General features: G+C 38.1%; 12 protein-coding genes. 7 read left to right on the top strand and 5 right to left on the bottom strand.

All coding sequences use genetic code 11. The features are described 5' to 3' along the window. From lptB to mgtE, 6 genes are all read left to right on the top strand, one after another. Positions 1–726, top strand: a complete 726-nt coding sequence (lptB, locus tag MT390_RS05290) for an LPS export ABC transporter ATP-binding protein (protein ID WP_166371008.1) — start codon at positions 1–3, stop codon at positions 724–726. Positions 727–775: 49 nt separating this feature from the next. Continuing rightward, positions 776–2,221, top strand: coding sequence for an RNA polymerase factor sigma-54 (locus MT390_RS05285; protein WP_499439975.1), 1,446 nt, complete (start codon positions 776–778; stop codon positions 2,219–2,221). Between the two features lie 94 nt (positions 2,222–2,315). After that, positions 2,316–2,759 carry a PTS IIA-like nitrogen regulatory protein PtsN gene (gene ptsN, locus MT390_RS05280; protein WP_499439974.1) on the top strand — a complete coding sequence of 148 codons (444 nt, stop codon included), beginning with the start codon at positions 2,316–2,318 and terminating at the stop codon, positions 2,757–2,759. A 16-nt stretch (positions 2,760–2,775) separates the two neighbouring features. Then, positions 2,776–3,618 carry an RNase adapter RapZ gene (gene rapZ / locus MT390_RS05275; RefSeq protein WP_499439972.1) on the top strand — a complete coding sequence of 281 codons (843 nt, stop codon included), beginning with the start codon at positions 2,776–2,778 and terminating at the stop codon, positions 3,616–3,618. Positions 3,619–3,624: 6 nt separating this feature from the next. Then, positions 3,625–3,900 (top strand): HPr family phosphocarrier protein, encoded by a 276-nt coding sequence (locus MT390_RS05270; RefSeq protein ID WP_028867492.1) that lies wholly within the window; start codon positions 3,625–3,627, stop codon positions 3,898–3,900. A 15-nt stretch (positions 3,901–3,915) separates the two neighbouring features. Beyond that, a complete protein-coding gene (gene mgtE, locus MT390_RS05265; RefSeq protein WP_166371016.1) occupies positions 3,916–5,277 on the top strand; it encodes a magnesium transporter in 1,362 nt (453 codons plus the stop codon). Positions 5,278–5,407: 130 nt separating this feature from the next. Here the strand turns inward: mgtE and MT390_RS05260 are convergent, their stop codons facing one another. Both MT390_RS05260 and MT390_RS05255 read right to left on the bottom strand, forming a co-directional pair. Beyond that, complete coding sequence (locus tag MT390_RS05260; protein ID WP_166371018.1) at positions 5,408–5,770, bottom strand: YacL family protein; 363 nt, start codon at positions 5,768–5,770, stop codon at positions 5,408–5,410. Between the two features lie 201 nt (positions 5,771–5,971). Continuing rightward, positions 5,972–6,805, bottom strand: coding sequence for a winged helix-turn-helix domain-containing protein (locus MT390_RS05255; protein WP_166371020.1), 834 nt, complete (start codon positions 6,803–6,805; stop codon positions 5,972–5,974). An 838-nt stretch (positions 6,806–7,643) separates the two neighbouring features. Between MT390_RS05255 and MT390_RS05250 the strand changes: the two genes are divergently transcribed. Beyond that, the gene (locus MT390_RS05250) at positions 7,644–10,448 is read left to right on the top strand and encodes a bifunctional aconitate hydratase 2/2-methylisocitrate dehydratase (RefSeq protein ID WP_166371022.1); all 2,805 of its coding nucleotides are present in this window, start codon (positions 7,644–7,646) and stop codon (positions 10,446–10,448) included. Positions 10,449–10,985: 537 nt separating this feature from the next. Here the strand turns inward: MT390_RS05250 and lpdA are convergent. The 3 genes from lpdA to aceE form a co-directional block, all read right to left on the bottom strand. Further along, positions 10,986–12,416: a dihydrolipoyl dehydrogenase gene (lpdA, locus tag MT390_RS05245; protein WP_299660339.1), complete on the bottom strand. Its 1,431-nt coding sequence runs from the start codon at positions 12,414–12,416 to the stop codon at positions 10,986–10,988. 106 nt (positions 12,417–12,522) lie between these two features. Next, on the bottom strand, positions 12,523–14,106 hold the full coding sequence (gene aceF / locus MT390_RS05240) for a dihydrolipoyllysine-residue acetyltransferase (RefSeq protein ID WP_499439970.1): 1,584 nt from the start codon (positions 14,104–14,106) through the stop codon (positions 12,523–12,525). A 57-nt stretch (positions 14,107–14,163) separates the two neighbouring features. After that, complete coding sequence (aceE, locus tag MT390_RS05235; protein WP_166371029.1) at positions 14,164–16,824, bottom strand: pyruvate dehydrogenase (acetyl-transferring), homodimeric type; 2,661 nt, start codon at positions 16,822–16,824, stop codon at positions 14,164–14,166. Positions 16,825–16,997 lie beyond the last annotated feature (173 nt).

The raw sequence follows: 16,997 nt of genomic DNA, 5'->3' as shown, positions 1-16,997 counted from the left end.
ATGGCTGAATTACGTGCGACGGGATTAGTAAAAAGCTATAAAGGCCGAACTGTTGTTAACGGTGTAGGGTTAACGGTTAAAACAGGTGAAATCGTAGGGTTATTAGGGCCTAACGGTGCAGGTAAGACCACCTCATTTTATATGGTTGTTGGCTTAGTGAAACAAGATCAAGGCTCTATTATCATTGATGATCAAGATATATCCAGTGATCCTATGCATATTCGCGCGCAAAAAGGCATTGGTTATTTACCACAGGAAGCTTCTATCTTTCGTCGTTTAACTGTGACAGAAAATATCATGGGTATTCTGCAAACCCGTAAAGAATTAACGCAGGCTGAGCGAGACGAGAAATTGAATACGCTACTCGAAGAGTTTCATATTACTCATATTCGAGATAATAAAGGCATGAGCTTATCAGGTGGCGAACGACGCCGTGTTGAAATTGCACGCGCACTGGCTACTGAACCCAAATTTATTTTACTCGATGAACCCTTTGCTGGTGTCGATCCTATTTCGGTTATTGATATTAAGAATATTATCCAACAGTTGCGAGACCGTGGGTTAGGTGTGTTAATTACAGATCATAATGTACGTGAAACCTTGGATGTGTGTGAGCACTCTTATATCGTAAGTCACGGAGAAATTATAGCTATTGGGACGCAAGACGAAATATTAGCAAACGATCATGTAAAACGCGTTTATCTAGGTGAAGAATTTAAACTTTAAGGTATAGTTATTTTTAATTGAGCAATAAGTTCTAGGAATATATGTTTTGATGAAACAAGGTTTACAATTGAAAATGGGTCAGCAATTAGCGATGACCCCTCAATTACAACAAGCAATAAAATTGTTGCAGCTTTCAACACTCGATCTACAACAAGAGATTCAAAACGCGCTAGATTCCAATCCTCTTTTAGAACAAGACGATCAAACGGGCTCAGAAGAAACAGTCAAAGAATCTGACAGTAGCCAACTTGATACTTCTGACGCTATCTCACAACAAGAATTTTCCGATGATTTACCGGCAGAGAAAGAGTGGGAAGAGTCTTACACGTCAACACCTATTACAGGCACTAGCTCTAATGCTGTAGCTTATGATGGTGAAGATTCCGTTTACCAAGGTGAGTCCTCAACTTCATTGCAGGATCACTTGTTATGGCAAATGCAACTCACTCCCTTTACTGAAACCGACCAAGTTATTGCCATGGCGATTATTGATTCCATTGATGAATCCGGTTATTTAACAACAAGCTGCGAAAGTATTTTAGAAAGTTTAGAAGCAGATCTTGAAGGCTTAGAGTTGGATGAAGTTGAAGTTGTATTAAAGCGCATTCAACATTTTGACCCGCTAGGCGTTGCCGCACGTTCAACACAAGAGTGCTTGCAAATTCAACTACGCCAATTACCCGTTACCACTCCTTGGCGCGAAGAAGCTATTTTAGTTCTTGAGCTATATATGGAATTACTCGGTAATCGAGACTATCGAACATTAGCCAGAAAAAGCAAATTCAAAGAAAGCCAACTATCTGAAATAATGCGCTTAATTCAGAGCCTAGAACCGAGGCCTGGTAACAGTATTGAAACCAGTGAAACGCAATATATAGTGCCTGATGTTTATGTTAAGAAAATTAACGGCCAATGGCGTGTTTCATTAAATCAAGATTGTGACCCTAACTTATCTATAAATGAACAATATGCTAGCCTTTGTAAAGGTAATATCAGTAAAACAGATTCACAATTTATCAAAGGTCACTTACAAGAGGCAAAATGGTTTATTAAAAGCTTAGAAAGCCGTAATGAAACTTTATTAAAAGTATCTAACTGTATTGTTCAACAGCAACAAGCCTTTTTCGAATATGGCGATGAATCCATGAAACCTATGGTATTAAATGATGTTGCCTTTGAAGTAGAAATGCATGAATCGACTATATCCCGAGTGACAACACAAAAATTCATGCACACTCCTCGCGGTATTTATGAATTAAAATTTTTCTTTTCAAGTCATGTTGCAACCGATGGTGGTGGCGAATGTTCATCAACGGCAATTCGTGCATTAATTAAAAAATTAGTCGCAGCAGAGCCGACAAACAAACCCTTAAGTGATAATAAAATAACACAATTATTGGAAGAAAAAGGTATTCAGGTTGCACGACGCACCATTGCAAAATACCGTGAATCTTTAGGTATTCCGCCTTCTAACCAACGTAAACAATTACTTTAAATAGTGAGCAATGCAAATAAAAATGAGATTAACTATAGTCATTTAATACTAACCTGCTAAACTCGCGCGTTCGTTAAATACAGTTAAATATATTATGAAAATATCTACTTTATTAAATAAAGATTCAGTCTTCTGCCAAACGGCATGCACCAGTAAAAAAGGTGCATTAGAAAAAATCAGTATTGTTGCTGCACAACAATTAAATTTAGATGCTCAGGAATTATTCGAAAGTTTAATTGCCCGCGAAAAAATTGGCTCTACTGGTGTAGGCTCTGGCATTGCTCTCCCTCATGTTAAAATATCTAGCGACTCCCCTGCGACAGCTGTATTTTTGCAATGTGAATCAGGTATTGATTATGATTCATATGATGGTAACAAAGTAGATATATTATTTGCTATATTTGTTCCAGAGGATCTGTGTAAAGAATACCTTGCTGCGCTGTCAGAAATAAGCCAAAAGCTGTTAGATAAGCAATTTCTGCGTCAATTACGTTGCGCAAAGACTAATGAAGAGCTATTTGAGTTATTAACCCTATAAAATTTTAGGAGAACATATGAAGTTAATTGTTATTAGTGGTCGGTCAGGCTCAGGAAAAACAATTGCCCTCCATGTCCTGGAAGATTTAGGTTACAACTGCATTGATGGGGTCCCGTATCAATTATTAGAACAATTAGTTGATACGGTAGCTCCTAAAGATAACAAAGTAGCAGTCAGTTTAGACATCCGTAATATGCCCTCTGACGTTGATGCGATAAAAAAACTGATTGAATCACTGCAACAAAAAGTCGAATTAGAAATTATCTATATCGACGCATTAACCAGTGAGTTAATTAGACGTTATAGCGAAACTCGACGTTTACACCCACTGTCTAAACAAAAGTTATCTTTATCTCAGGCCTTAGAGTTAGAAAATGAAATGCTTGCTCCTTTAAAAGCATTGGCCGCTTTTTCAATTGATACCACCTCGCTCTCCGTCCACAACCTAAATGAACACCTTAAGATTTACTTGCAAGGCTCTAGTAAAAGCAATGTATTAGTGATTTTTCAATCTTTTGGGTTTAAACACTTGCACCCTGAAGATGCTGATTATATTTTTGATGTCCGTTTTCTGCCTAACCCTTACTGGGAAAAGAATTTAAAACAATATTCTGGCAAGGATAAACTGATCCAAGATTATTTGAATACATTTCCTTTAGTCAAAGAAACAATCACGAATATAGAAAACTTGTTTCTTACTTGGTTACCACATTTAGAACAAAACAACAGAAACTATGTAACAATCGCTATCGGTTGTACCGGTGGTAGACACCGTTCAGTTTATGTTACAGAGCAAATAGCAGCCCGTTTCAAACACAAATACCAAGTACAAATTGTACATAAATGTTTAAAGGAGTAATTCCTGTTGGATATCATTAAGCAAACAATTACAATACAAAATAAATTAGGTCTGCACACTCGAGCAACCATCAAATTAGTTGAACTCGTCAATGCTTTTGATGCGCAAATTATCATCACTCATAATGGTAAACAAGCTGATGCTGGTAGTGTTTTAGGATTATTAGTATTAGAAACGTGTTTTGGTCAAGAAATTGAAATTGAAGCGAAAGGCCCAGAAGCAAAACAAGCGATGCAAGCCGTCACAGAACTCATTGAAAATAAGTTCTTAGAAGAAGAATAATAAAAAGGAGTTCGTATGCTGGAAAACACTAAGGTTGATAATACCCAGCTACGACTTAAAGAAGTTAATAAAGCACTCGATAGTGGAATGTTTGTCCGAGCACGTAGTATTTTGGACAAAATGCCAGCCTGTGATGTTGCCTTTCTATTAGAGTCCTCTCCCCCTGCTAACCGTAAAGTATTATGGAATTTAACTGACCATGATCAACACGGGGAAATCCTCGAAGAATTAAACGAAGATGCAAAAGATGGCATCATTAATTTAATGGGCACCGATAATCTAGTCGCAGCGACTGAAGGTATGGAAACCGATGGCTTAGCCTATGTCCTTCGTGGTATTCCCGATACAGTTTACCGTGCTGTATTAGAGCAAATGGATGCTCAAGATAGACAACGAGTCGAATTAGCTCTGGCCTTTCCAGAAGATACCGCCGGTTCAATGATGAATACCGATACGGTAACGGTTCGTCCCGATGTCACTATCGAAGTGGTTTTACGCTATTTACGTTTAAAAGGTTCGCTTCCAGATACTACGGATGCCTTATACGTAGTTGACACTGATAACAAATTACTCGGTGATGTTTCTCTATCAACCTTACTTACCGTTGAACCAACCTCAATTATTAGCGATGTGATGAATCATGACACTGAACCACTACAAGTGTTAATGGAAGAAAATGAAATAGCAAAGCTATTTGAACGACATGATTGGATTTCAGCGCCCGTTATCGATAATAATAAGCAACTGCTAGGTCGTATTACCATCGATGATGTCGTTGATATCATTCGAGAGAATGCAGAACATTCAATGATGGGTATGGCGGGTATGGATGACGATGAAGATACCTTCGCTCCCATTTTACCCAGTGCTAAACGTCGTACGGTTTGGTTATCAGTTAACTTGATTGCCGCTTTTATCGCCGCTTCTGTTTCCAATATGTTTGAAGCCACTTTAGAGCAAGTAGCAACACTTGCTGTATTAATGACCATTGTTCCTAGTATGGGTGGTATTGCCGGTAATCAAACCTTAGCCTTAGTCATACGCGGCATTGCCGTTGGACACATAAGCAGTAGTAATACGCGCTGGTTAATTGGCAAAGAAGCCGCCATTGGCCTATTAAATGGTATGATTTGGGCAGTATTAGTAGCGACTGCGGTTGTTCTGTGGAAAGGTGATATGCAAGTTGGTTATATTATTGCTGGCGCGATGTTCATCAATCTTTCAATTGCAGGTGTTGCGGGCGTATGTATTCCGCTATTGATGCATAAATATAAAATAGACCCTGCATTAGCGGGTGGTATGGCATTAACAACGGTAACGGATGTTATTGGTCTATTCTCATTCTTAGGAATGGCTACATTAGTATTACGCCACTAGTCCTATTTTTTAAAGATTCGATATAGCTTCAAAATTTTAGCAGAAATAAACAACCATTTACTTTTTTAATTAAAGTAAATGGTTGAAATAAATAACTGTCTATTTGTTATCATTTTTAGCGATGACAGGATCAGATAAAGTCTAACCAAGATTCTAATAAATTCAAAAAGTCTTCCAAGCCACATTCAGCTTGGATTTCTTGATCATAAAAATTCAAGTCATTTGCATCCTCTAAATCAGACTCTGAATGATGTAAACTATGATTGATGATACTTGCTTCTTCTGTATTTAAGTATAAACAAAACTCACTACCTATTAATTTATACTCTTTCATTTCACGTTGTTGTAGTTTTTTAATCACAGTAATTAATGTTTCTACCCAGTCTTTCTTTTGACCCTCTTGCTCTAACCAAGTCCCAAATGCTTCATGACCCATGGACAGTTTCACTGTCGCTTTATCACTGAAATAGTCTTTTTTAAAGTCAAATTCCATTACGTTAATCTCTTTTGATTTATTTAATAGCAGAAGTATAAACAGTTTTAGAATAGCTGCATGGAAATTTATGCGAAACCATAAGTTATTAGTTTTGATGAGCAAGAGTTATGGATGCAGTCGTTGATGAATATCAATGATATTTTAGGCAAAAAAAAACCTTTGCTGATGCAAAGGCTTTTTTTATATATACGTTAACTACTAAGAGTTAACTGCTACCTTTAGTTGTGCAGTTGCCACAACATTAGTTGGTATTAATTCATAAGCAGCTTGTGGTTTTAAAACAACATTAGATTTACTTGCTACCATCAACATTTGTTTCAAACGGTTTGATTCAAATGGTTTTAACAATAAACCTTGAACGTCTAATAGGCTATTTAACCCTAATAACTCACGTTGTACGTCGTGGTGAGAGTTTAGGATGCTAATATCAGCAGATGCTGATGTTTGACCAGTACGAATTGATTTAATTAACTCGATACCAGAGCAATCAGCTAATAATGCATCAACAATGATTAAATCGAAATCCTGTAGGGCGATTGAACGCTCTGCTTCTACGCGAGTAGCAACACCTTCAACATAAGAAACATTCAATGCTTCAAGTTGTTCAATCAGTTGAATACGACCTTCAGCTTCACCTTCAACGACTAATACTTTCATATTTGTAATCGCATTTGCAGTTAAATCACCTTGAGCCATTGGAGATACTGTACTTTCAGAAACAGCTAACCCTTCCATACGCGCAATGTAACCACGCTTAGGGATAGTAGAAATGTTTAAACCATGAAGACTTAAAGTACCTACACTCTTGCGTAGTTGAGATATATGTTGGTTGATAGTATGGTCTGTAACTAGACGCCCCCATACATGTTGAGCAAGATCTTCGCGAGTAACCACTGTGTTTACGTTTTTACATAGAAAATGTAAAAGTGATGTACGCAATGGACCTAAATAAACTTTTCGACTTCCGTGTATTAAACTGTTTTGGCTTGTATCAATGTGGAATTCACCCACAACTAAACTTTTTTCTAACATAATAATAGTACCCATTTTTTGTTTTATATAAATGCCAATCTCTGTGGATTTGACCATTTTTTATTTTAATTTTCGGACTGCTTGAGCAATCTCTTATAGAATCTCAAACATATTATCAAATTAACATAAAAACACAAACGTATTTCATGATCATCATAATTTTGTAATAATTTTATCATAAACATTTACTATAGGGTAAGTTTTATATCATGCAAATAAAAAACCAAATTAGTTACCTAAGCACGCTTTTTCATTCTAAAAATAGTATGAATGCCATATTAAAAACTCAGCCTTTCAAGTCACTAGCACTGTATCAGCTTTACTAAATCAGCTTTTTATTTGATCCCTTTTTATCTCAGTTGCTAAGCAAATAATTTCCCTAATATTAGTACAAACACCCTTATAAGACGCTTCATCATGGTGTTTGTTTAAATGCTTAGTGTATGACCAAGAAATAATCACATTTATAACTATTAATAGTTCATAATAAAAGAAAATAAGCGGCGCAGTTATCATTAAGCAGAGCCATTTTTATAGTAAAATCGTACCTTTCTTAGACATTAAATTTTTAATTATGTATGGCCGTTACCATTCAATAAGCAAAAATAAATACACATAGGAGAGATCAAGGAAAAGCGTTAACGGAATGAGTAATAATTTAATAAGATTAATATAAGTGTCTATTCTATCAGGCATAAATCACAAGATTAATGTTAATTTAATGTTAAATTAAGCAAATGATTCTTAGTAGTAGAAAAATAAGGTAAACTACTGCTGAATTTTGTCCTTGCTAATGATGACAATATTGTTAGCACATTATAGCTAGAGAGAGTTTTAAATGAATCTATATATAGAGTACATCAAGGAAATTGAAAGTCGTAAAAAGGATCTTGGATTGGCTCCTCTGCCGATTGATGGTGCTGAATTATTATCTGAAATAATTGCTCAAATTAAAGATGTAAATAATGAGTATCGTAAAGATTCACTGCATTTTTTCATCTATAACACCTTACCGGGCACAACTAGCGCTGCAGGTGTTAAGTCTGAGTTTTTAAAAGAAATTATTTTAGGTCAGTCAGTAGTAGAAGAAATTACCCCTACATTTGCTTTTGAGTTGTTGTCACACATGAAAGGTGGGCCTTCAATTCAAGTTCTTCTTGATTTAGCATTATCTGACGATTTATCAGTTGCACACCCCGCCGCTGAAGTATTAAAAACACAAGTATTTTTGTATGAAGCAGATACAAGCCGTTTAGAGGAAGCCTTCAAAGCAGGTAATACTGTTGCTAAAGACATTCTTGAAAGTTATGCCAGAGCAGACTTTTACACCAAACTTCCTGAAATAGCTGAAAAAATAGAAGTTGTTACTTACATCGCTGGTGAAGGTGATATTTCTACTGACTTATTATCGCCAGGTAATCAAGCGCATTCACGTTCAGACCGTGAACTACACGGAAAGTGCTTAATATCTCCAGAAGCACAAGCAGACATTCAAGCACTGCAAAAGCAATACCCAGGCAAAAAAGTAATGTTGATTGCTGAAAAAGGCACAATGGGCGTGGGCTCTTCTCGTATGTCTGGTGTTAACAACGTTGCTTTGTGGGCAGGTGAACAAGCAAGTCCTTACATTCCATTTGTAAACTTTGCTCCCGTTGTAGCGGGTACCAATGGTATCTCTCCAATATTTTTAACCACAGTTGGTGTAACTGGCGGGATCGGTTTAGATCTTAAAAACTGGGTTAAAAAGACCGATGCCGATGGTAAAACAGTACTTAACGACAATGGTGACCCTGTATTAGAAGAAGTTTATTCAGTAGCAACAGGCACCGTACTGACTATTAACACCAAAACTAAGAAACTATACAACGGTGATAAAGAGCTAGTCGATATCTCTTCTGCATTCACACCGCAATCGGTTGAATTCATGAAAGCCGGTGGTTCTTACGCAATTGTTTTTGGTAAAAAACTACAAAACTTTGCAGCTGAAACACTAGGTGTTCCACTACAACCTGTTTATGCCCCTTCTAAAGAGATTTCTCATGAAGGACAAGGCTTAACTGCAGTTGAAAAAATATTCAATAAAAATGCAGTAGGTGTTGCTTCAGAATCAGATCTACATGCGGGTTCTGACGTACGTGTAACAGTGAATATCGTTGGCTCTCAAGATACAACGGGATTAATGACCTCTCAAGAACTAGAGTCAATGGCAGCAATGGTAATCTCTCCTATTGTTGATGGCGCTTACCAGTCTGGTTGTCACACTGCATCAGTATGGGATAGTAAAGCACAGGCTAACATCCCTAAGTTGATGAGTTTCATGAGTAAATTTGGTCTGATCACCGCCCGTGATCCAGAGGGTGTATACGCTCCAATGACCGATGTTATTCATAAAGTATTGAATGATATTACCGTTGATGACCAAGCGATTATTATTGGTGGTGATTCTCATACGCGTATGTCTAAGGGTGTCGCATTTGGTGCTGACTCAGGTACTGTAGCACTTGCACTTGCAACAGGTGAAGCAACAATGCCTATCCCTGAATCAGTTAAGGTTACCTTTAAAGGTGATATGAAACCTTATATGGATTTCCGTGATGTGGTACATGCAACTCAATTGCAAATGCTTAAGCAATTTGGCGATAACGTTTTCCAAGGCCGCGTAATTGAAGTACACATTGGTACTTTATTAGCAGACCAAGCATTCACTTTCACTGACTGGACTGCAGAAATGAAAGCAAAAGCTTCTATCTGTATTTCTCAGGATGATACATTAATTGGGTCTCTTGAACTGTCTAAGAGCCGTATCCAGATAATGATCAACAAGGGAATGGAAAATAAAGCGAAAACACTACACGGTTTAATCGCTTTAGCTGACAAACGTATTGAAGAAATCAAATCTGGTACAAACCCAGCTTTATCACCGGACGACAATGCGAAGTACTTCGCAGAAGTAGTTGTTGACCTAGATACTATCGATGAGCCAATGGTTGCTGACCCAGATGTAAATAACGACGATGTATCTAAGCGTTATACACATGATGTGATCCGCCCTCTTTCTTTCTACAATAATAAACCAGTAGATTTAGGCTTTGTTGGTTCATGTATGGTGCATAAAGGTGACATACAAATCATCGCTCAAATGTTACGCAACATTGAAAAACATAATGGCAAAGTTGAATTTAAAGTACCATTAGTTATTGCCCCACCAACATACAATATTGTTGATGAGCTAAAAGCTGAAGGCGATTGGGATATTTTACAGAAATACTCAGGTTTTGAATTCGATGACGCTAACCCTAAAGGTTCGGCGCGTACTAAATATGAAAATATTATGTACCTAGAACGCCCAGGCTGTAACTTATGTATGGGTAACCAAGAAAAAGCTGAACCAGGTGATACTGTTATTGCAACATCAACACGCTTATTCCAAGGCCGTGTAGTAGCAGACACTAGCGAGAAGAAAGGTGAGTCATTATTAGGCTCTACGCCTTTAGTTGTGCTAGCAACCGTATTAGGTCGATTCCCTACGATTGAAGAGTACAAACAAGCAGTGGAAGGCATTAACCTAACTGATTTTGTGCCACCTGCACAAGAGATGAACACTAAATACACTGGCAAACCTGTTGCTGTTAGAATGCTGTAACGTATTATTTATTAAAGAGTAACTTGAACAGTCATTAGAATAGTTACTTGAATAATAATTAAAATACTTAAAATAAATATGGGTTATTTATTTTGGTTGATTAAGAGAAATCTTATAATCAACCATAATAAGTAGCCCTTTTTTATAAAATTAATAACAATCTCACCGCTTTAACTCATATTTTCCAACGTCATATCACCTTCGCCCGTCAAGCACCTTATTGCAAGCCAAGCCCGTATAATGCGTTTGTATAACCTAGTTGTATTAAAGCGTTACGAAAGTCGCTTATATTACGCCTATTAGGTTCTGATTCTAGCAATCGCTCTTACTAACTTATTGAAATATTTCGATCAAGGGACTATCAGTCATTACAATATCAAACACTACAATATCGTTCTGTATCAATGAAAACAGCATTAATGAAAACAGGAATGCATAAACCATATGAGATAAAGCGCTGGAAAACCTTCGCCCATAAAAAAAGCTTGCTACCCTAAGGCAACAAGCTTTTTTAATATGCTAGAAATGAAACGAGTATTATTTACGTTTTACTGCTTTAGCATTTGGAAGATCAGTAATTGAACCTTCATAAATCTCTGCTGCTAAACCAACTGACTCATGTAACGTTGGGTGAGCATGGATAGTTAATGCGATATCTTCAGCATCACAACCCATTTCGATTGCTAGACCGATTTCACCTAGTAGTTCACCTGCGTTAGTACCAACCACTGAACCACCAATAATACGGTGAGTATCTTTATCAAAGATAAGCTTAGTTAAACCATCAGAACAATCAGACGCGATTGCACGACCAGAAGCCGCCCAAGGGAATACTGATTTTTCGTAGTTAAGACCTTGCTCTTTTGCTTCTTTTTCAGTTACACCAACCCATGCCATTTCTGGCTCTGTGTAGGCAATTGAAGGAATTGTTTTAGGATCAAAGTAATGTTTTTTGCCAGCAATAACTTCAGCAGCAACATGACCTTCATGCACACCTTTATGAGCCAACATTGGTTGACCAACAATATCACCGATAGCATGGATATGCGGTACATTAGTATGCATTTGCTTATCAACTTCAATGAAACCGCGCTCTGTTACTTTAATGCCAGCTTTTTCAGCATCAATAGTAAGACCGTTAGGTACACGACCAACAGCAACTAATACAGCATCATAAGGTTTTGCTTCAGCAGGTGCATTTTTACCTTCAAAAGAAACGTATAACGCATCTTCTTTTGCGTCAACAGCAGTTACTTTAGTTGAAAGCATGATGTTGAATTTATTTTTAACTTTCTTAGTATAAACTTGCACAATATCTTTATCGGCAGCAGGTACTAATTGGTCTGCAAATTCAACAACATCAACGTCAGAACCTAATGATTTGTAAACAGTTCCCATTTCAAGACCGATGATACCACCGCCTAAAATAAGTAAACGTTTTGGTACTGATTTAAGCTCTAATGCATCAGTAGAATCCCAAACACGTGGATCATCATGTGGAATAAACGGAAGTTTAACAGGGCGAGAACCGGCAGCAATAATTGCGTTATCAAAAGTGATTGTTGTTACTTCACCTTCACGGTTTGTAGCTTCGATAGTATTCGCGCCAGTAAAGCGTCCCCAACCGTTAACGGTGGTTACTTTACGCATTTTAGCCATGCCTTGTAGGCCGCCAGTTAGCTGTGATACTACTTTTTCTTTCCAGATACGAATTTTATCGATATCTGTTGATGGCTCACCAAATAGTACACCATGCTCAGATAATGCTTTTGCTTCTTCAATTACTTTAGACACATGTAGTAATGCTTTAGAAGGAATACAACCAACGTTCAAACAAACACCGCCAAGCGTTTCATATTTTTCAATTAATACAGTTTCAAGACCTAGATCCGCTGCACGGAAAGCTGCAGAGTATCCCGCAGGGCCAGAACCTAATACAACAACTTGTGCTTTAATTTCTTTACTCATGTTGACCTCAATAAACGAACACTCAAAATAGGGTTTATAGTCTATTCAAATGTTATATGAATGTAAAATGAATGGTCGGCACAAATGCCGACCTAGTTAACAAAGATTATAAGATCAGGGTACGTAGATCAGATAAGTAGTTGTTAACAGCTGTAATAAAGCGTGCACCGTCAGCACCATCAATAACACGATGGTCATAAGAAAGCGCAAGAGGAACCATTAAACGAGGCTCAAACTCTTTACCATTCCACTGTGGTTTCATAGCAGATTTAGAAACACCTAAAATAGCGACTTCAGGTGCATTAACGATAGGTGTAAATTGTGTACCACCAATACCGCCAAGGCTAGAGATAGTCATGCTACCACCTTGCATATCTTTAGATGTTAATTTACCTGCACGTGCTTTCTTAGAAATTTCACCAATTTCGCGACAAATATCAAAAATACCTTTGTTTAATACATCTTTAACAACCGGTACAACTAGACCATTTGGTGTGTCTACTGCAATACCAATGTTGTAGTATTTTTTAAGGATCAAGCTTTGACCATCTTCAGATAAAGAAGAGTTAAAGTTAGGGTATAACGCCAACGCTTTAGCAACTGCTTTCATCATGAATACTAATGGGCTAATTTTAACGCCAAGATCTTGTTTTGCAGCGATTGCATTTTGCTCTTTACGGAACACTTCTAAATCTGTGATATCAGCTTCATCAAACTGTGTAACATGTGGAATCGTTACCCAGTTGCGATGTAGAGCAGGACCAGAGATTTTTTGGATACGAGAAAGTTCTTTAACTTCCACTTCACCAAATTTAGCAAAATCTACTTTAGGTGAAGCAGCAACAGCTAAACCACCTGCGCCAGCACCGCCACCGTTTTTAGCAGCTTGTAATTGTGCTTTAACGAATTTTTGTACGTCTTCTTTAGTTGTACGGCCTTTAGGACCAGAAGCAGCGATTGCATTTAAGTCTAAATCAAACTCACGTGCAATACGGCGTACCGATGGAGAAGCCTTAATCGCAGCGCTAACAGGTGCAACTTCAACTTTTGCAGGAGCAGCTGGCGCCGCAGCAGGTGCAGCTTTAGGTGCTTCAGCAGGAGCAGAGGCAGCAGCTGGAGTAGCAGCAGGCGCATCGCCTTCAGCTTCAATTAATAGGATCAAAGTTCCTTCAGATACTTTATCACCTGTTGCGATTTTAATTTCTTTTACAACACCACCAAATGGTGCAGGAACGTCCATTGATGCTTTATCACCTTCAACAGTAATAACATCTTGGTCTTCGGTGATCGTATCGCCAACAGCAACAAGAATATCAGTCACTTCAACTTCATCACCACCGATATCAGGCACACATAATTCTTTAACAGCAGTCGCAGTAGCTACTGCAGGTGCAGCTTCTTCCGCAGGAGCTGGCGTTTCAGCGGCTGCAGGTGCTTCAGCAGCTGCAGAACCAGCAACTTCAACGATTAATACTAGGTTACCTTCAGAAACACTGTCACCAACGCTTACTTTAATTTCTTTAACTACACCAGCAACTGATGAAGGTACGTCCATTGACGCTTTATCGCCTTCAATCGTTAATACATCTTGGTCTTCAGCAATGGTATCGCCAACTGCAACTAAGATATCAGTAATATCAGCCGCATCAGCACCAATATCAGGTAGTAAAAATTCTTTTAATTCAGACATAATAATTTTCCTAATCAATAAAAGTCGGTGTTAGGTTTGACTAACACCGAGACTGATTTATGCAAATAATGGGTTGATTTTGTTTACATCGATATCAAACTTAGCAATCGCTTCAGTAACGACCTTACGTTCAACATCACCACGTTTTGCTAACTCAGTTAACGCAGCTACAACAACGTAACCGGCATTAACTTCAAAGTGACGACGTAAGTTTTCACGGCTATCACTACGGCCGAAACCATCAGTACCTAGTACTTTGTATGAATCAGCAGGGATAAATGCGCGTACTTGCTCTGCATAGTTTTTCATGTAATCCGTTGCAGCAATCGTTGGCTCATCACCTAATACAGATGTGATGTAAGGTACTTTTTGCTCAGCTTCAGGGTTTAACATGTTAAAGCGTTCAACGTCTTGACCGTCACGTGTTAATTCATTGAATGAAGTCACAGAGAAGATATCAGAAGCAACACCATATTCTTCACTTAGAATAGTCGCAGCAGCACGTACTTCGTTCATGATGGTACCAGAACTTAATAGCTGTACTTTGTTCTTACCAGGCAATGAAGTAAATTTGTAAATACCTTTACGGATACCTTCTTCAGCACCTTCTGGCATAGCTGGCATTGCATAGTTTTCATTCATTACCGTTAAGTAATAATATATGTTTTCTTGTTTCTCACCGTACATACGCTCAATACCGTGTTGAACGATAACCGCTAGCTCGTACGCAAATGTTGGGTCATAAGAAATACAGTTAGGGATAGTATTTGCTTGAATATGGCTGTGGCCATCTTCATGCTGTAAACCTTCACCGTTTAATGTAGTACGACCAGCAGTAGCACCTAATAGGAAACCACGTGCTTGTTGATCACCCGCCATCCATGCCATATCACCAATACGTTGGAAACCAAACATAGAGTAGTAAATGTAGAATGGAATCATTGGTAAGTCATTAGTACTGTATGACGTTGCAGCAGCAACCCAAGAAGACATAGAACCTAGTTCATTGATACCTTCTTGTAATACTTGTCCAGACGTTGCTTCTTTATAGTAAGAAACGACGCCACGGTCTTCAGGAATGTAATCTTGACCATGCGGATTATAAATACCCACTTGACGGAACAAACCTTCCATACCAAAAGTACGCGCTTCATCGGCAATGATTGGAACGATATTTTTACCGATACCTTTATCTTTCAACAATATATTTAGAATACGTACGTAAGCCATTGTTGTTGAAATTTCACGTTTTTGCTCGCCTAATAGCGCTGAGAATTTATCTAATTCAGGCACAGCTAGTTTTTCAGTAAACTTAGGAAGACGCTTAGGTGTGTAACCTAATAATGCTTCACGCTTACCGTGTAAGTAGTTGTACTCTTCAGAACCTTCTTCAAGTGTTAAGTAAGGCAGTGTTGCAGCTTGCTCATCACTTAATAAGTCTTGTAAACCTAAACGATCACGTAACGTTTCGATATGCTCTTCAGTCATTTTCTTCACGCCGTGAGCAATATTTTTGCCCTCAGCCGCAGCGCCCATACCGTAACCTTTAACTGTTTTAGCTAGAATTACTGTTGGTTTACCCGCTGTCTCTTCTGCGTTTTTAAATGCAGCGTACAGTTTAGATGAATCATGACCACCACGTTTAAGTGCAAAAATTTGCTCGTCGGTCATATCTGCAACTAGTGCAGCTGTTTCAGGGTATTTACCGAAGAAATGCTCACGAACATAAGCACCGTCTTTAGATTTGAATGTTTGGTAATCACCATCAACAGTTTCTTCCATTAACTGTAATAATTTACCAGACGTATCTTTAGCAATTAAGGCATCCCAGTTACCGCCCCAAATAACTTTAACAACATTCCAACCAGCACCTGTAAATAGGCCTTCTAGCTCTTGAATGATGCTACCGTTACCCATTACTGGGCCATCTAAACGTTGTAAGTTACAGTTAATTAAGAAACATAAGTTATCTAATTTTTCACGAGAAGCAAAAGATAATGAACCACGAGATTCTGGCTCATCCATTTCACCATCACCTAAGAACGCATAAACACGTTGTGCAGACGTTGGTTTTAAACCACGACCGTCAAGGTATTTTAAGAAACGCGCTTGGTATATAGCAGCAATTGGACCAAGACCCATTGATACAGTAGGGAACTGCCAAAACTCAGGAAGTAGTTTAGGGTGCGGGTAAGAAGGTAAACCTTTACCATCTACTTCTTGACGGAAGTTATCTAACTGTTCAGCAGTTAAGCGACCCTCAAGAAATGCACGCGCATAAATACCAGGAGAAATATGACCTTGGTAATAAACTAAATCACCGCCATCTGTTTCATTTGGAGCACGGAAAAAGTGGTTAAAACATACTTCGTAAAATGCAGCAGCTGACTGATAAGAAGCCATGTGTCCACCAAGATCTAAATCTTTTTTAGAAGCGCGCATAACAATCATGATCGCATTCCAGCGAATGATTGAACGAATACGTTGTTCTATTTTTAGATCGCCTGGGTAAACAGGTTGTTGGTCAGATGGGATAGTATTCACATAATTAGTGTTAATGCCGTGTGGCAAATTAACACCTTCTTTACGTGCTTTATCCATCACTTGCTCAAGGATAAACTGAGCACGTTCTGAGCCCTCATCTTCAAGAATGGTTGATAATGCTTCAAGCCATTCAGAAGTTTCTTGCGCATCAATATCTTTTAGGATGTCAGTCATGACACTTTCCTTCTATATCACTAGATAATCTCAGCTCGAAAGCCAAGCGTTGTTTTATAATTATTTACATTAACCACTACCTGCTTCACAGCACGTTTGTATGCCATTTCGGCAATAAGTAATCTAAATAGTTATTTATATAAGTATATTTTCACAGTAAAACTGTGCCCGTT

Source organism: Vibrio sp. 2-Bac 85 (assembly GCF_037546705.1).
Lineage (GTDB): Bacteria > Pseudomonadota > Gammaproteobacteria > Enterobacterales > Psychromonadaceae > Psychromonas.
Note: the sequence above shows the minus strand (reverse complement) of the source record. Positions and strands in the feature narration are given on the sequence as shown.